The organism is Bacillus sp. ISL-46, from assembly GCF_018613205.1.
Window position 1 is genome coordinate 1 of record NZ_JAGGQR010000011.1, and the last position, 18,381, is coordinate 18,381.

The 18,381-nt window shown below is 38.2% G+C and carries 11 protein-coding genes; all 11 read right to left on the reverse strand.

What is annotated here, in order from left to right; translation table 11 throughout:
- Positions 1–68: 68 nt before the first annotated feature.
- The gene (locus tag J7E67_RS05210; protein ID WP_214718405.1) at positions 69–398 is read right to left on the reverse strand and encodes a hypothetical protein; all 330 of its coding nucleotides are present in this window, start codon (positions 396–398) and stop codon (positions 69–71) included.
- 275 nt (positions 399–673) lie between these two features.
- On the reverse strand, positions 674–3,508 hold the full coding sequence (locus J7E67_RS05215; protein ID WP_214731125.1) for a family 78 glycoside hydrolase catalytic domain: 2,835 nt from the start codon (positions 3,506–3,508) through the stop codon (positions 674–676).
- A 70-nt stretch (positions 3,509–3,578) separates the two neighbouring features.
- Positions 3,579–4,472, reverse strand: coding sequence for a carbohydrate ABC transporter permease (locus J7E67_RS05220; RefSeq protein WP_214718401.1), 894 nt, complete (start codon positions 4,470–4,472; stop codon positions 3,579–3,581).
- On the reverse strand, positions 4,472–5,338 hold the full coding sequence (locus tag J7E67_RS05225) for a carbohydrate ABC transporter permease (RefSeq protein WP_214718399.1): 867 nt from the start codon (positions 5,336–5,338) through the stop codon (positions 4,472–4,474). Before J7E67_RS05225 ends, J7E67_RS05220 begins: the two co-directional genes overlap by 1 nt.
- A gap of 144 nt (positions 5,339–5,482) precedes the next feature.
- Entirely contained in the window at positions 5,483–6,748 is a 1,266-nt protein-coding gene (locus J7E67_RS05230; RefSeq protein ID WP_308161351.1) for an ABC transporter substrate-binding protein, read from the reverse strand.
- 240 nt (positions 6,749–6,988) lie between these two features.
- Positions 6,989–8,293 carry an ABC transporter substrate-binding protein gene (locus J7E67_RS05235; protein ID WP_214718395.1) on the reverse strand — a complete coding sequence of 435 codons (1,305 nt, stop codon included), beginning with the start codon at positions 8,291–8,293 and terminating at the stop codon, positions 6,989–6,991.
- Positions 8,294–8,344: 51 nt separating this feature from the next.
- Positions 8,345–9,832 (reverse strand): response regulator transcription factor, encoded by a 1,488-nt coding sequence (locus J7E67_RS05240; RefSeq protein ID WP_214731126.1) that lies wholly within the window; start codon positions 9,830–9,832, stop codon positions 8,345–8,347.
- The gene (locus J7E67_RS05245) at positions 9,810–11,603 is read right to left on the reverse strand and encodes a sensor histidine kinase (RefSeq protein WP_214718393.1); all 1,794 of its coding nucleotides are present in this window, start codon (positions 11,601–11,603) and stop codon (positions 9,810–9,812) included. The genes J7E67_RS05240 and J7E67_RS05245 overlap by 23 nt, the downstream gene beginning before the upstream one ends.
- Before the next feature lie 283 nt (positions 11,604–11,886).
- Positions 11,887–15,330, reverse strand: coding sequence for a glycoside hydrolase family 3 C-terminal domain-containing protein (locus tag J7E67_RS05250; RefSeq protein ID WP_214718392.1), 3,444 nt, complete (start codon positions 15,328–15,330; stop codon positions 11,887–11,889).
- A gap of 380 nt (positions 15,331–15,710) precedes the next feature.
- Entirely contained in the window at positions 15,711–17,279 is a 1,569-nt protein-coding gene (locus J7E67_RS05255) for an alpha-L-rhamnosidase-related protein (RefSeq protein WP_214718391.1), read from the reverse strand.
- 310 nt (positions 17,280–17,589) lie between these two features.
- Positions 17,590–18,273, reverse strand: coding sequence for a reverse transcriptase domain-containing protein (locus J7E67_RS05260; RefSeq protein ID WP_251026579.1), 684 nt, complete (start codon positions 18,271–18,273; stop codon positions 17,590–17,592).
- Positions 18,274–18,381: the final 108 nt, after the last annotated feature.

The window sequence follows — 18,381 nt, forward strand, 5'->3', positions numbered from 1 at the left end:
ATTTGTCGACAGTCTGAAACAGACCTTTAAGGTCTGTTTGCTTTTGGTTCCCATGAGAAACCCATCCTTTATTCATAATCTTCGATACGCCATTCGTCTTTCCAATCAAGATAAGCCAGTTTCCCATCAAAACGAAACGGCAGCCATACATAATCCGCTTTTGTCGTATCTACAACAAACTCAGGTCCCCTCTCTATTTCCTGATTTTGAAAGTCCGGATTAAATATTCTTTCAAAAATTTCCGCTGACTTCTCATATGGCAGTGATTGCGATAGGTATGATATCCATCGGTCTGCTATGGCAATGTACAAATCCTTCTTACCTGGATGCTTAAAGACAGAACAAATCTGCGAACGGAAAGAAGTATTTGATTCGTCTACTACATGTGGATTTCCCAATACCTCAAATGGTCCATGATATGGCTCTGAGCAAGCAACCTCAGAAGGATTTGGAAAATATCCAGTGGTTCCAGAGGTAACTTCACATGCTGTGCACCTGATTCATTAATCATTAACCCGATCACGTAAATCGGAATAAAAATGTTAGAACTAGCTTTGGATAGATCTTAAGTGATTGAAATATATTTATAATTTCCATTAAGTCACCTCTAGTTCAATGAAAGTTTTATATAAAACAAGCCAAACTCTTGGATTTAAGTTTGGCTTTTTGTGTGTTAATTTATTTTCTTGCCATTTACTTGCAATCTTGTATTTTTAGATGTTGTTATTTGTGTTTCAACTTCTTCCGGAAGAGTAATTTGCAAATCAATATACTCCCCTGCATCTTTACAATAAATATCAATCTTACCTTGTGGAATGGGTACGGATCCTTTTATCCACTTCAATCCGTTTAAATTCGGAGAAATGGCTACTTTTGTAAATCCGGGCTCTAATGGTTTTACACCCAAAAACAGATTTCCAAACACATAGGTTGGGGCTGCGGACCAAGCATGGCAATGACTGCGGCTAAAGTCTCCCTCAATTAATTCCCATCCTTCCCAACATGTTGTTGCGTCGTTTTCAAGCATATAACCATAAACATCCCTGATATTATTGAGCACCATATCAGTTTTCCCTAATCCCATTAAAGCTTGATAATAGAAAAAGAGGACAAAGGGACTCTTAATTTGGACGAAACTCTCAGGGGGGGTTACTAAATATTCTTCTATAACATCTTTACGCTGTCCATCAGCATTATTCGTTAAATAGACCATTAGGTTTGTTGGCATACTACGAATTTTAGACGGTGTTCCATCCTCATGAATACTATCAACAAAAACTTTTTCTTCTCCATCCCATAGATGTTTGTTAATCGCTAGTTTCAATTTATCTGCCAAAGATAAAAACTTCATTTCATCTTCATTTTTCCCTAGGATGGATGCTAAGTAAGCAGTTTGTCTTAATGCATCGACAAAGAGAGCATTTTGATGGGTTACAATTTTATGCTCTGTATCCATCGGTGCCCAATCTAACATATTCCAAGCAGAAATTTCTAATAGCCCATCTTTATTTATAAATTCTTGGAACCGTTGAACTGTCAGCTTTAATTCGGGATAAACTTCTTTAATAAATTCTAAGTCACCGGAATATCGATAATATTCTCTGCAGGCCATCATCCATAGAATGGACCAAGCGGTTAAAACATTCTGCCATCCACTTGGAACATGTGATTCTGGCAGCGGCGACCGGTAAACTGATTTAGAAATTAACTTTAAACATCGTTTGACTAAATCATAGTTTCCAAATGTATAGTAATTCATTAGGGAAATGTTATAAGAATCACCAGTCCAAAGTGCCTGCTCATAGGCAGGACAGTCGATGATTGTATCTTGAGCACACATTCGAACGGTATGTTTTGAGATATCCCAAATTTGGTTTAATAGATAATCCGAACTGCGAAATGATCCTACATTTCCTGTAGGGAATGTCGTTACATCTACTTTAATCTTGAATATTTTACATGGTGTTTTTAAATTTCGAATCGTAAGCAGCATATAGCGGAACCCTCTTGGAATAAACGACCGATAAACTTGCCGGCCGTCCCTTGAAACATATCTTAATGAATTGTTCAATGAAAAAGTGTGCTCGATCCTTCCATCTTGATGGATACTTTCAAATAAAAAGAAATCAAAAATTGTCCCCTTTGAAGCTTCCACTTCGAAATCGATGTGTCCCAAGTATTCCTTGCCAAAGTCAATGAGATATTCTGTATCCCCTTTTTCCTTAGGTGAGACATACGTAAAACTCTGATTTGGCAATACCATATTCTGATGTTGAAAATCGATAGGATATGTTTTCAGGTCATTTTTAAAGATAGAAAGAAGGCTTACATTATCAGTACAAATATGATCATTCGGAATAGCCTTCGCCCAATTTTTAAAGGTTTCTAACTCGCCAATAGATGATAGATGCTTCATTTTTGAATATTCATTATCTAATGGAATCTCTAATTCAACTAGGTTACCAACTTGTAATTGGGTGGTTGAATAAAAAGGTCCAAACCCTAAAAATATAGTATTATCCTGATTAAATGGTGCTTTAAGGTTTACTCTTTCAGGGAAATCTAAAGTAAGATGCATCGTTGGTTCGTGAAAAAATCCGCCCACATCAACGATTAATAAATTGGCACCTTTTCTAAGTCTTACTTTTTCATATTTTCCATTCTGCGTTTTATACTCTTCTCCATTTAGGTTAAATTCCCATTTGGCCTCTGAATGGGCATCAAAAGTAAGCGTGATTACCCCTTCAGTATTTTCATTTGAATGGAGTTCAGTAACTAAATAACCCTGCATAATTTTTCCGGAATTACAATCCATTTCACCGGGGAAAAAAGTCGGTTTTAAATCAATCGAAAAGTGTTGTGCTACAGGTTTCACTGCTTTTAACGATTTTACACTTTTCGGATAGATGGGTTCATTGGTTAAATGAGGAATATCTCTAGGATTAAGGTCCTTCCATGGACTTATCCCATAAGGACCAATGATCTCTGCGTTACCCCATTCGGAATCGTCAAAAGAAAGCTGTTCCCAATCACGATCAAATCGATTGGCATTATAAATTTCTGCCCAAGATAAACAATTGGACATTTTGACAGATTCTTTAATAAAGCCATCATGGTTGGCAGTCTTCCACCTCTCATTGGTAAGTAGCCGGCTCATCACCTGGCCATTATTATAGAAATCAATTTGCGCTAATAATCCTCCGCGCCCTTCGATATAATGCATCGTTCCCATTCCATAATGATTAACCAATACTGCAATGACATTTACCCCTTTTTTTAGCCCAATTAATTCATATTGGTCATAATACCATTCCGAGGTCCAGCCTCGGACAGGACCTGATCCAATTTGTTCCCCATTCAGGTAAATAACATATTTCGTATCTGCAGAGATTGATAATCTAGCTGATTCATATTCCGAATTAACAGTAAAAGTTCTTCTAAAACAAGTCCATTGATTCCTCGGATGTTCCCCGCTCCGATCCCAAATCCAATTTGCTTTCCATTCCATCGTTCTACCTCCCATGCGTAAGACCCGGTTCATTCAGAACTGAAATCCCCGGGCCCATACTTATATTCCCCTACTTAACCGATCCAGCTGTCATTCCGGCAACAATTTTCTTGTTAAAGATGATAAATAGGATGAGCGGAGGAATAGAGATGACTAAAATATTTGTAAATAGTAAATTCCATTTTGTAATGTACATACTCATAAAATTATAGAGTGTTAACTGTAATGTGGCGTTTTCCGCACCCGGAAAGAAGTATAATGGATTAACAAAATCATTGTATACACTTACTGCTGTTAATACGATGACTGTCGCTGAAACTGGTTTTAGCAATGGCAAAATAATATGAAAGAATAAGCGAAACCGTCCACATCCATCTATTAATGCAGCCTCATCAAGAGACTTAGGAATCGTGACCATAAACCCGCGATACAATATAATCGTAAACGGTAAGTTCAGTGCCACCTCAACAAGGACAATTCCCGGCATTGTTTTAAACAGCCCAATTTCTTGGAGCACCCATATGGTTGGGACTACTGCCGGAGGAATAATTAGCCCCGCAAGAATTAAAAAATTAATAAAAGGAGTTACTTTCGATACTTTACGCTGTAATACATAACCTGCAGCAGCTCCAAGTAAGATTAGGAGGATAATAGATAATCCTGTGATCATTACACTGTTATAAAACGCACGAAGTATCATTCCATCTCTCGCATATATAACCTCTTGCAAATTCTCTATGATATGGTAGGAACTTGGCCAATCCATATTCAACAACGATGATTCCTGTACATCTTTAAACGCATTAATAATAACAAAATAAAAAGGTATTCCAAAAATCCCTAGTGTCGCTACAACTGCGAAGCATTCGAAAAGAAGTTTCCATAGCTTTTTATATCTCTTCCCATTACTATGCTTTGTAACTATTGGTTTTGCTTCCAAATCATTTATAACAACCTTGCTCATTACAAATCCACCTCTTTACTATTCAGATAAGCATATAGAGGGAAGGCTAACGCAGAAACCAGGACGAATAAAATGACATTTCCGGCTGTGGAAAGACCGAAAAAACCTGCCTGGTATTGCTTATATATAATTGAGGCAATCAGGTCGGTACTAAAACCTGGTCCTCCTTTTGTCATTGTCCAGATCAAATCAAACGAACGTAAACCGCCGATAAAGGAAAGAATAATAACCGTGTTCATTGCGGGCCGGCTTAGAGGTAAAATGATACTCTTAAATTTATGCCATGCGTTTCCTCCATCTATCATTAGTGCCTCATAGTAATCTTCTGGGATCGACATAATTCCGGCAATAAAAATGACGGTTGCCATTCCGACGCCTTTCCAAACATCAACCAATGCAACAGATAAAAGAGCAATCTTTGTATCCCCTAACCAGTCCGGCCCAACAATCCCCATCCCATTAAGGACAATATTGATAAGTCCTTGTGAAGGATGCATCAACATGGTAAACGCAATACCAACCGCGATTGTACTTAACAATGTTGGGAAGAAGACCATTGAACGAATAAATCCGACTGTTTTCAGTTTTGAACTTAGGAAAACACCAAGTAAAAGACCAAGAATCACTTTCAATCCACATGTTACAACCGCGTAGATTAGGGTGTTTTTAAAACCAATATTTAAAGACGGTTCTGTTAAGAATGTTTTAAAGTTTTCAAAACCAATAAATTTCCAATCCGTTAACGTCCACCATGTCATACTGAAAAACAGGGACATAATTGTTGGCAACAAGAAAAAGGCGAAATATACAATACCTGCTGGTAATAGGAAGTAGTAGGTATAAGTTTTATTTGTTAGCTTATTCATCTGCTTCTCCTCCCTTCAATTCTTTATAAGTTATTGGCCCTGCTAGAAACTAGTCAGGGCCAATAACTGAATGGATTAAATAAATTTTACCAACCTTCAAGACCTAGTTGTTTTGCTTGTTTTTCAACATCTTTGTCGTATAGCTTAGCTCTCCACGGCCGAACTAATTCCACTGCCCACTTGGGTTGTAATTTGCTCTAGGCTAGGCCCCTTTACTGGGCTTAAAAATTCAAGAGCAGGAGCTGTATTTCCTGATTCAAAATATGGAAGCATATCCTTTACTGCCGGGTAAACATCGTCAGAAAGCTGAATACCCTTTATGGCAACCGGGCCAGTTGGTTTGATTTTGGATGTGTATAAATCTGTTCCTTCTTGAGATACATAAAATTCCAAAAATTCCTTAGCTGCATCAATATGCTCACTATTCTTATTGATAAAGATTCCGGCAGGCATCCACACGGTTAAACCATTCTTATCAGCACTATCGTTTGGTTGTGGGAAGAATCCAATATCCTGCATCTTGTCTGGTGAAGTTGCTGCAAGATTAGCCAATGCAAAAGTAATCATCGGGTAGTGTACACCGGTACCATCAGCTAACATTTTTAAACCTGCATCGTAACCAGTTGCAAGGAAATCTTTGTTTAAATAACCTTTTTTATGCACTTCTGCTAATTTTTCAAAACTGCGAAGAGCAGCTTTAGTAGTAGCAATCTTTGCTTTGTTTGCCGTAAAGTCTGCTGCGAAATTCGGGCTATCTGCAAGGACATTATAGTTATCTGCAAGAACGATGACTTGGGATGTCCAAGTATCTTTATACGTTCCAATAACCGCCGTTTTACCGGCTTGTTTAATTTTTTCATTATTAGCCATTAATTCATCCCATGTTTTTGGAACGGAAAGACCCAGCTCTGCATAAACCTTTTTGTTATATAACCAGCCGCCTGCATTCGTCGGTGTACCTGGAATTCCAAACACCTTTCCATTGACGGAAACTGCTTCTTTGAAACCATCCATGATATTTTCCATGAAAGGTTCTTTACTAAGGTCAACAAAATTTTGGTCCGGATTAATTGCCTGTAACTGTGAACCTGAGTTATTCCATACCAAATCCGTCATGTCACCGGTAGCTAATCGAGTTTTAATGATATTATCACCCTCTGAGCCACCAGGACGAGTCTCAATTTCTACTTTAATATTACTCTTCTTTTCAAATTCATCGATAATCGCATTAATTCCATCTAATTGTGTTTGATTGTCAATTAAAAATGTTACTTTTTCTGTTTCTTTATCATTACTCTTAGCACCGCCTGAAGTGGCTTCCTCTTTGCTGCTGCAACCACCCAAAATCCCGGCCATTAGCGCACTGCTAAGCAATAATGAGAAAAACTTCTTTCTTTTATTTTGGATCATCTTTTCTCCCCCTCTTAAAGTCACTAATTATAACCACTAAGATCTCTGTCAAACCTTAGTAATTAACTTAATTTTAAGCGCTTTCATACGAATATTTAAGTGATGCTTTTTTTGGAAATACGTCCGTTTTTTTTGGAATAGTATAATAATTAGAATTTATTTCGGAATACCATATAATTTTCGTGATAAAAAAATAGTCTTTCTCTCATTGAATGAAAGAAAGACTATTTTTTTTGAAGTTTACCAGCCTTTAAGACCCAGTTGCTTTGCTTGCTTTTCAACATCTTTATCATATAACTCCGCACCGGTTTTTGCGGAAATTTGTCCGCTGCCTACCTGGATAGTAATTTGCGGTAAGCGAGGTCCTTTTAATGGGCTGAGATATTCAAGTGCAGGCGTTGCTTTTCCCTCATCAAAATAAGGAAGCATATCCTTTATAGCGGGTATAGTATTAGTAGGAAATTTAATACCTTTTATCGCAAGCGGGCCAATGGGACTCCGGTCCGCAAGAAATGTTTCCACACCTTCGGAAGAAACAAAATAGTCTAGCCACTTTTTAACAGCATCTAAATGCTCGATATTCTTATTCACATAAACGGCAGCCGGCATAAAAACTGTCATTCCGTTTTTGCCCGGAGTATCACCAGGCTGAGGGAAGAATCCGATATCTTTAATTTTATCGGGGTAATTTGTTGCGATCGCCATTAGAACCCATGAAAGCGAAGGATAGTGCACACCAGTGCCATCTACTAGCATTTTCATTCCGTCCTCATATGTAGCTGTTTGAAAGTCCTGATTTAAAAAGCCCTTTTGGTACACTTCCGCTAATTTTTCAAAACTCTTTAAAGCCGCAGGTGTCGTAGCAAATTTGGATTTATGTACTGTAAAATCGACAGCAAATGTTGGATCCTCAGAAATTACATTGTGGTTATCCGCAACGACGATTAGCTGTGAAGTCCAATCATCCTTATACGTACCAATAACAGCTGTTTTACCGGCAGCTTTAATTTTTTCATTATTTGCTATTAATTCATCCCAAGTTCGTGGGATAGTTAGGCCCAGCTCTCTATAAACCTTTTTGTTATACAACCAGCCGCCGGCAATAGCGCCACCCATTGGGACCCCGAATACTTTGCCATTAATAGAAACCGATTCCTTAAAGGAGTCTAATATATTATCCATAAACGGCTCATTTGTTAAATCCACAAAGTATTCCTCCGGGTTAAGTGCATACAACAGAGAACCTGAATTGTACATGACTAAATCAGCCATATCACCTGTTGCTAATCGGGTTTTCATCACCTGATGACCTTCCACTCCGCTCGGACGTGTTTCAATTTCCGTTTTTATATGATATTTTTTTTCAATATTAGCTGCAACGGCCCTAATACCATCCTGGTCCGCCTGATTATCAATTAGAAGAGTTAAGGTAACCTCTTTTGAATGAGTTGATCTACTTCCATTGTTACTGCTGCATCCTGCTAAAATATAAAATAATAATAGTACACTTGATATGAATAACAATATTTTTCTATTGGTTAACATACTCATTTCCGCTCTTTCTATCATCTGTTTTGTTTATTAAATTAATGAGTATTAAAAAGAATCTCGATATTGACCAGGATTTACCCCTGCATGTTTCTTAAATAACTCAGAGAAGTGTCGATATGTATGATAACCCACCTTTTCACTTACATCCGCTACTTTATTCCCCTCCCGTAGAAGTTCCTTAGCCTGCTCCATACGCAACTTAGTCAAGTATTTAATATAAGTTAACTTCATTTCTTCTTTAAAAAGAAGGCTAAAATAGGTAGGATTCATCCCAACATACTCCGCAACATCTTGTAAAGTCAAATCCTTTGCAAAGTTTATGTCTAAATATTTACAAGCTTTTTCTACTGCATCATGCTTTTTATCCTTTCTTATCCGAAGGAACCAATCCATAATCATTTCCATTTGGTCTTTAAGCCAACTGAACATTTTTTCTTTCGTATTCAGCAATCTTATTTCTACGTGCGGCAGGTAATTTTCTTGACTTATTTGTGATACATCTTCCCCTGTTTCTTTTGCTACTTCCAACCCCAGATAAATCAGTTTTAATATTTCACGTTCGATTACATCCGGGTTTAAGCGTTGTGATTGAATTTTGCTTATAAATCCATCAAGTTGTTGGAAAAGCCCTGCTTTATCACCCGTTCGCAAATAGAAAATAATAGCTTCTTCCTGTTCTGATAAATCACCGGGTATATTCGGATTTTCTCCAATTTCCTCAAAACGTGTCCATTCTCCTTGTTCCATAAACTGTCCATATCGTAATGCTTGTAATGCTTCTTTGTAGCTTTTGGATGCATCGGTAAGATGGGTATAGGTCCGTCCGGATCCTAATGTTATGCCATATTTGCTCGGCCAAAATAAAAACTGATTCATCCATTCTGTTGAATCCTCTTCAAGATGAAAAATGACCAGCAAGTGCTCTGCTCCATTTCGAATATAGACGGGAAAGTAAGCAGAGTGACTTGATAAGTCAGGACTTTTTTCTGAAAGGGCTAATACGGTAACCGCCTCGATCTCCTTCGCTTCTTCCTCGAAACTTTTCCTCCACTTTGGCAAGGCCTCATCCCCTTGAAGAAGTAAATCCAAGGTTGCTTTTTCGATCAGATCAATTCGACTATCCTCCCATTTCTCCTCTAAAGAAAGAACTGTTTTCTGATGATGTAACTTTTCTAAAATTTTTCGAATGGTATCCTCCATGATTGGTATGGTGATGGGTTTTTCGAGATAGTCTGATACCCCTAGCTTTAAAGCTTTCTTTACATACTCAAATTCATTGAATCCGCTAAAAACCACGCAAATAATCTCGGGTGCAGCACCTAGAATTTTTTCAACAACTTCTAAGCCGTCCATTCCCGGCATGCGGATATCCGTAAAAATAATATCAGGAGAATGTGTTTCAACTAAGTCTATTGCAGCATAGCCATTATTAGCAGTACCTACCAGTTCAATCCCGTACTTTGACCAGTCAATCATCTTTTGCAACCCTTGAAGAACAATGTATTCATCATCAAATATCACTGCTTTTAACATCCATTACTCCTCCTTTGGCAACATCACGAAAACTAATCTCAATACAGGTTCCTTCATTTATTTTACTAGAGATGAAAAGTGTACTGTCTTGCCCGTAAAACAATTTAATTCTCTCGTAAACATTCTTTATACCATAACCTCTCTCTGTTCTCTCTAAGTCTTCGATTCCTACTCCATTATCGCTGATGGTAAAGGTAATCCAGCCTTTGGAGATTCTTCCAATTAACTTAATGGTACCTTCCCCAACCTTCGGCTCTAGACCGTGATAAATAGCATTTTCGATAAACGGCTGAAGCAATAGTTTAAGAATTGGTTTATCCAATAGAGCGGAATCCACATCCTCAATATATTGAAAACGGTTCTGATAACGGAAATTTTGGATGGTCATATAATGGTGAATATGCTCCAATTCCTTTGATATAGGTATCAAATCTTCTCCATTATTTAAACTTAATTTAAAAGTTTGTGATAGGGCAACGGTAATTTCAGCGATATCCTTATTGTTTTGCAAGATGGCCATCCAATAAATAGAGTCAAGCGTATTGTATAAAAAATGAGGTTTGATTTGTGCTTGCAAGGCACGAAGTTCGGCTTCTCGCTCTTTTAACTGTGAATGAACAAGCCGTTCATTTAGTTCTTTATTTTCAACTGTTATTCGTTGAAATGTTTCTCCGATTACACCAATTGTATCCGTTTCATTGTCTTCTCCTGAACCCCACAGCCCTTTAGCCCAATCCACCGTCATTTTCTTTAATTGCACCCAAGGTCGTGCAACTTTGCCTGATAGAATATATGAAATTAATAAAGCTATTAATGCGATAATAGTAGAAATAGTAATGGTTATGATTCCAATTTTATTAGATTGCTTTAGTAGTTCCTTTTCTTTTGTAATATTCGCGAATGTCCATCCGGTCGTATTATTCGTGTAACTACTAATTAGGTAACCTTTTTGTTCCAAGTTTCGAAACGTAGATAAACTATTCTTCCCTAGAGACAATTCCTTATCCAATGTAGAAGTATTACTAAAAACAGTATTTACTCCATTCTTGGAGGAATCGATGACAGCCATCACACTGTTACTATCATCATTTAAAACTCTAGAAAACATTGATTTTTTAATATTGACCACTAATAAGCCAATTTGCTTGGGGTTAAACACATTTTGTGGGTCACGTAATAGTTTAACGGAAGAAAAAGTAGTTTCATCCTCTTTCTTTACCAAGACATTATAACTAAAGAAAATGGGCCTCCCTTGTGCCTTAACACTCTTTTTATACCAATCCGAATGATAAATCTCCTTGTACATATTGTTCGTGTCATAGCTGCCAAGGCTATTATGATTCCCATAACAAACAGGTCGAAAATGAACATCAAATAAACAGACGGAATCGATATCTTCTGTATCAATAAAATAACTGGATATTAAATCCTGCATTCGTTTGGTTGTATTCTCGTCTAATACATTCTTTCCCACTTCTGAAAAAGCAGCACTGTCCACCAATTCTTGGCGAACACTATTACTCCATGAAATGACACGTTCCATATTAATGATATTTCGAAATAAAAGATCAGTAGTTTCACTTGAGGTTCGCAAATTATTTCCGGTAGTTTCTACTTGGTTTTGAACTAGTGTATTTTTTGCGATATTGAAAGAAATAAACCCTAATAATAAAAGGGGCAATATGGATAGGCAGAGCATTATAAAAAAGTATTTATATCTAATTTTGTCACTACGGATATAATTTCTGACTCTTCTGAACACTCTTTTCATAATTGTCCACCTTTTATAAGTATTACTTATCCGCTTTCTCAAAAAACTTGTCCTTTTATAAGTTGTTATTGTCATCATAAACCCAAATGATGAGTATTTCTATATCAAACAGAAAAAAAAATTTTGTTTTTATTTGTTTAATCTCTATTAAACGTGAATTTACTTCCGTTTTTTAAAAAACTTATCAAAATACCACAGCCCATGCCTACAGACAAGGGCTGTGATCCAATATTTCAAATGGGGTTCTTACGAGGATAAAGAGGTAGATTCTCCTTAACCTGTATTACTTTACCTCGAATGCCAAACTGTCAATACGAAGGTCAGGTGCTTCAAATACAACATAGATTGTATGCTGCCCTTTCGGTGCATTTTTGCCCAAGTTAACAGTTACATTGCTATAACCTAACTCGTTTACGGTCACACCAGCATTTTCAATTGTGTACGTATTTTTTTCCGTCTTTGGAACATTGATTTCAGCAAAAGGTTCGCTATTTACAGAATCAGCATGTAAAGTGATTTTACCGCCAGTACCATTCGAAGCAACCGTTGCTGATAATTCGTTAGATCCAGTCAATACCACTTTTGGAAGTGCAACCCATGAACCATTTTGTTTGGAGCTGACAGCATAATACCCGCCAACAACCTTCTTCGCTTTTAAGTTTTCAGCCGTTCTAGCTTTAGATACCTCATGATAAACAACCTTATCTGAGGCGAAAGCATGGTCGAAGACATTAAACGGCTTATTTGTAGGAAGTGCGGCAAGCGATTCGCCAGTTATCTCAATCTGTTCCTTGCCTCGGATGTCTAGTGAAGAAGCACCCACCATAAGTTCATAGTTTCCTTCCTCAACAATGAAATCACCGGCATTTACGTCCCAAATAGCGAAATCCTCTGGATTTACGGAAAGAGTCACTGTTTTTGTTTCACCGGCCGCTAAGGATACTTTATCGAAAGCTGCTAATTGCTTTTGCGGTGCATGTGTACCGTATGCAGATTTTTTGTTTTTTACATACAGTTGAACGACTTCGGAAGTGTTTACCTTTCCATCATTTTTGACTTTTACTGTTACGTTGAAAGGAGCTTTTCCGTTAGCACTTTTCGGCGCAGCGAAGTCGCTATATTTGAATTTGCTGTATGATAGGCCGTAACCAAATGGATAGGTTACCTTTGCATTTGTGTACATATATGTTAGCTTTGATTCCTCTGGATCAGCGTTTGTCATATCCACAGTATAACGCGGGTCTACCCCATCCAATGGTACAGTCGTATTTCCTTCTGGAATGGAGTACTTATTGATAGCAGGAAATGCAGACATATCTGCATACCATGTAGATGATAAACGGCCTGTTGGGGCATAGTCACCATATAGTACTTGAGTTAATGCCAAGCTATCATACTGGCCGCCATATGGCTGGTATACAATTGCAGATACATTCGGATTGTTTTGAATCTTTTCCATACCAACAGGGAAGCTGGATTTTACCACGACAACCGTCTTTTTCCCCTTTGCAGCAAAAGCGGCCGATACTCTATCAACCAATTGGTAATCTGTCTCGCCCATATTTAAGTCAGAGCGATCAGTACCTTCTCCTGCACTGTGTCGCGGAATAGCGCCTACAAACACAACAGCATAATCGTCTGTTTCTGCACGTTTGACTGCTTCAGAGCCTACTCCCTTTACTATTGTTTGTTCAAATTTCACCTCATCATTTCGGTTAGCTGCATTTACTTTGTTACCGAGGGTTGTCTCAGAAGTTTTCAATTTTCCATCTGAACCGGTTGTAATAAAGCGGCCATTGGAGTAATACCAATTTGTGAAATCCCCGGAGAAACCTGTTCTGAATCCGCTTGAGATAAGTGAAACCGATTTATCTTCATTTTCCTCTACTCGAATGGTTGGCGGGATTGCACTTGTTTGGCCAACCATCTGTGCAAGATCCCAATCGTTATTGGTCAAATTTAATGCCGTATTATTTGTATTTTCAACAGCTGCATTTGCCGTCGTAGGAGATGTCACCCAGCGCCCGTTCTTTAATGAACGTAAGCTGTAACCTTCTTGCCCCCAATTGTACACTTCGAACAAATGGGCAGGGTTATTAACATCTAAAGCTTCAGAAGTTGTCACGAGCTGGGAACCTTTTGCAACGTCTTGAGCATTACCGTCAGCTGTGACAGTCCGGCCGTTCAGTTTAGATTTTAATGCCACAACTTTAACGGCTGGGTCGTAGGAAACGTTGTTAGCACCATTGGCTTTAATAATTGCCGATAATGGAGAGATACCGGAGTTTTCAATACTTGGCGTTGTTCCTACAGAGTAGGTAGTTTTAAACCTTGAATCGGCATATACCCCGGAAACAGCAGCCTTCTTGTTCTTTGCAAGTGGCAGCACTCCATCATTCTTGAGCAATACGATGCTCTCCTCGGCGGCACGCAGTGCTACTTGTTGATGTTCAGGTGTACTGAATGTAGCTGGTTGCGACCTCACATCCTTAGCTTCTTGAGCGAATGGGTAATTTTTTGGAATTCCGTTGTCGTCTACTTCGTTAAAGATACCGACACGTACCATTTGGTTTATATGTGGACGTGCAGCCTCGATTAGGTCTGCTTTGGTAAGGCCATATTTACCTTGTTCAACTGCATTCACAATAGCGGCCACATCATCTTTTGCATTCTGAACATTCGGACCAGGACGGCCGGCGTTCGCCTTGGCCAAAATCATCAAAATAGTCGCGTTAGTACGGTCTGTTGCATACTTCGTATCGTATCCATTCCCTTGCGAGCCTTCAGTGAATACAAGTTGGTCCGCATTAAAGTCCGGAGAGCTGTATACTCCGTATTTCGAGTAATTATTGGCATGTCGTTGATATGGAGAGAGAATGTTTGGAATGCCGTTGGTACGCCCAAATGAGGTCATTACTCCTCCGACCGAGCCAGAACTAAGCGCTTTCAAAGGGCTCTTTGTCTGATATTCGAATATGGACCGAGCGCTTGCACTGTTACTGGCTGTTTGACGGAACCACTGTGCGTTATAGACGGAAAAATGCTTCGTGCCTACCACTGCTCGCGTCCAGAATCCGTCATTACTCTTTTCTTGATCAGTACCGCTCAGACCGGCTGCCATGTTATCAACCATTGAAGCAGCCATATTGGGATCTTCCGAAAAACCTTCATCAAATCTTCCACTAAGTGGATTAATGCGCATGTCGCTGACAACCGTGAAGGCAACAGTGGCAGAAGCATTGGCACCGCCATGTATGTTTGACTCCCCTTGCTTCACTTTTAACGTACTGATTTTCTCGCTCCCCATTACTTTTCCAATATCAGAAAGAAGCTCTTTATTCCAGGTTTGCCCCATACCGACTAACGCCGGGAAATCGGTAGATATACCCTGAACGTTGTCAGCCGCAGAAAGAGCACCTGGGATTACTTTTCCTGCATTTGCTCCTTGCTGTAAGGTATAATGATTTCTTGAACCGGTTGCATATACAGCCGGTCCTTCTAAACTGGTATAATCAAAATAAGCATCGACAAATGCATCAAGATGCTTAGGTACGCCATCAAACAATGGCATCCCGTCAAACACCCCACCGACTTGCTTTTTAAATACGGGAATTTCTTCAGCTTTTTTCGCAGGCGCACTGAAACCAACTAAACCTGCTACAAGAGTAGTAACAAGCATTAAGGATATTGTTCTTTTTCCCATCTTTAAGAGTTGGGATTTTTTCATCTAATTCACTACCTCCCCCAGAATTATAAAGCGCTTCCATTTTTTAAAAAATAGGGACCGGTCTCCTATATAAATATCATAGCCTGCACCATAGTAGTTCGATAGTGTCAGATTTTTCTGATTCGTGTATGCATTTTTTGGAATGAGAAAGATAAACATAAACATGTAACATGAGATTTGTCCTTCATAAGCGCTCTTAGGAAGCGTATTAGCAAACGATCTAAGTAAGAAAAAGTCTAACCTAAGTTATTACCAAGTATAAGATGTAGTGTTGGATTTTCCACAGAAGATAGTTTTTCAAAAAAACAAAGTTTACTAAACAGCAAAAACAAAAAGAACAACCAATAATAATAAATGGTTGTCCTTTCAATATAATCCTCTTATAAGCCATATTTTCTTATTAAATAAGTTGGAGTACAGCTCCACGCATGACAATAACTGTTAATTAAATGGCTTCCATAAGGAGAAAAATCTTTATTTTTCGGATCATATAATTCCCAGAACGTATCCGCTCCATCTTGAATCATGCCGCCCCAATAGTTCTTCATTTCTGCGATTGCCAGCTCTTTTTCTCCTGAAACCAGCAAGGCTTCAATCAAATGATGATACATGTATGGCGTTGCAATTCCAACAGCTGGATTTTCAGTTAAAAGACGCTTCATTAGTTTATTACTTTCTTCCTTAGTCAAAACACCCGCAAGGACCATCCAAATCTGGCTTGCCCAAGAAACTTGACAGTTCGAACCGCTGATAAAAAATTGCTGCTCATCATCCCACAAATGTGTTTTCGTAGCTTCTACAATTTCTGATAATCGGTCTTTCAAACTAACTATTTCTTCTATATTTAATTCTTCAGCCAGAAGTATGGCTTGCTTCATAGTATAGATTAACACTGCTTGTGACGGAGCTTGTTTGTTTAACCCTTCCTGCCAATCAATGAAGGACCACCAGTCGGACGAATCTCTCAAAATATTATTTTCATCCAGTCTTTCAAGGGCAAGTTCAACCTGGTGATAAGCAGTTGGCCAAAGAATTTTCAAAGTCTCTAAATCACTTGTGGCAAAGTAATAATCATGTAAAGTAGAAGCAAAGAACAATGAATAGTCAAATAGATAGGTATCATCTGCAATCAGTTGTGGAGCAACAAAAACATTTGCCGGAACCTTACCTTTATCATCTGAAACACCTGCAAAAAGGTATAGGCAACGCTTAACAAGGTCATTGTTTCCGAAAGTTTCATAGTTTGCGAGTGCTTGCAATCGTAAGTCGCCGAGCCAAAGTCGACGATCACGTTTCGGTCCGTCTTCAAATACATCTTGCATGCAATCCGCAAGTGTTTTAATACTAATTTCATCTATTTTTTGAAGTTCCACATCCTGATGTAAACTCTTTTTAACTGCACTTATATTGGCCGATGTAACAGCTCTACATTCCACATTTTCAAAGACAACCTGGTATTTAGGTGATGTATCGATAATATCAAACTTTACATACCTAAAGCTGTAACGACGAGGCAATGATATTACAGCGGGCAATACATCCACAAATATAGTTTCTTCCTGCAGCCATGAACTGCTGAGCCATCCATTATAATTTTCAAACGGTTCAGCCATTTCAACAGGCATTTCTCCAATGGTCAATTTTAGTTTGAGAGGGGCATCAGGGGGACTGCCAGCTGGATGAATCTTCATTGATAGATACCCAACCTGATGGTCTCCAAAATCTAGAATACACGAATCATTTTTTTTATTTTCGTAGTCTGCTAGAGCGGAAGCCGGGGCAATAACCTGCGACCTCCAGCCATGAATCGCCTTTGTATCCGCTTTTATTTCTACAATTGAAGTAGGCTTCACTATTGTTTCATTTAGTTCTGGCTTAAATTGTTCTGCTGTTTTGATAAATTTCTCGTTTCTTATAATTATTTGATTTTCTAGTTTCTGAATGGTCATATCCCTTTCCCCTTTTCTTTCAGGTTTCGAATTCGTAATTTAAGAATTCTCGTTATTGTTCGCCAATACAATCATGATATCCCAGCAGTAATTAGAGCGATAGTGCTCCATTTTTTTGATTTGTGTACGGACTTTTTTGGGATGTTTGGGGATTGTTGAGCAGACCAGTTTCAATGTAGAGTAAGAAACTGATTCAATGGGATAGCCTCACGGCTATCTCTTTTACTTTCAGTTCCTCCTCATCAAACCGTACGTGAGGTTTTCCCTCATACGGCTTTCCGACGTTCTTCTTTCTTTGGCTTTACGGTAACTAACTAGCTAATTTCACTAAAATATGTTCAATTTCTTTTCTTACATCCTTCATATTCCCATATTTCTTTCGATTATTCTTTTTCTTGTTGTAGAACAAGGTAAGTCGCTCTAACACATACCAATCGATGCGATTTAGCCATTTCTTTGCGTGAGTTGAGAGAAGGTAATAATTCTTGAAACCTTGTAGCTTCCTATTTAGCCCTTTAACCAAGTCACTGATGTCTAAATATAATTTATTCCTTGGTTCTGTGTATGCTTTAATCTTTGCACGCATTTTCTTCATTGCGTTTCTTTTCGGGATATGGGACATGACATATAACGTGTTTCCACCTTTTCGTCTAATTAGGAATTTCCGATTATGAAATCCTAAGAAATCAAAGCCATCTATGTCATTCCACAAATTGACTAATCTCGATTTATTTCGATTAATAGAAAGGTCTAATTTCCCCATTATTGACTGAATAACTTGTTTACTTTCCAATGCTTGTTGTTTGGTTTTACACATGATGACGTAGTCATCTGCATATCTTACCAGTTCACCGAGATGAGCAAATTTCTTCTGCCATAGCCTATCCATTGTATTCAGATAGATATTTGCAAGAAGTGGTGAAATAGCAATTAACGGCTTGCTGGGCACGCAAAAAAAATAGAGATGGACTCCTCCCATCTCTATTTTATTCAATATTAAATTTAAACACTCGATTCCTATAAAGATATTATCAAATAGTGGGGTAAGAAATGGAGATATAAGCCATATTTTTCTCTTTTCACTATCAATTCCTAATCCATA

Bases quoted from the DNA above. Each gene is read 5' to 3' on its own strand.
- J7E67_RS05215 (WP_214731125.1), bottom strand. From the start codon at position 3,508: ATGGAATGGAAAGCAAATTGGATTTGGGATCGGAGCGGGGAACATCCG.
- J7E67_RS05240 (WP_214731126.1), bottom strand. From the start codon at position 9,832: ATGTTAAAAGCAGTGATATTTGATGATGAATACATTGTTCTTCAAGGG.
- J7E67_RS05220 (WP_214718401.1), bottom strand. From the start codon at position 4,472: ATGAGCAAGGTTGTTATAAATGATTTGGAAGCAAAACCAATAGTTACA.
- J7E67_RS05250 (WP_214718392.1), bottom strand. From the start codon at position 15,330: ATGAAAAAATCCCAACTCTTAAAGATGGGAAAAAGAACAATATCCTTA.
- J7E67_RS05245 (WP_214718393.1), bottom strand. From the start codon at position 11,603: ATGAAAAGAGTGTTCAGAAGAGTCAGAAATTATATCCGTAGTGACAAA.
- J7E67_RS05255 (WP_214718391.1), bottom strand. From the start codon at position 17,279: ATGACCATTCAGAAACTAGAAAATCAAATAATTATAAGAAACGAGAAA.
- J7E67_RS05235 (WP_214718395.1), bottom strand. From the start codon at position 8,293: ATGTTAACCAATAGAAAAATATTGTTATTCATATCAAGTGTACTATTA.
- J7E67_RS05230 (WP_308161351.1), bottom strand. From the start codon at position 6,748: ATGATCCAAAATAAAAGAAAGAAGTTTTTCTCATTATTGCTTAGCAGT.
- J7E67_RS05225 (WP_214718399.1), bottom strand. From the start codon at position 5,338: ATGAATAAGCTAACAAATAAAACTTATACCTACTACTTCCTATTACCA.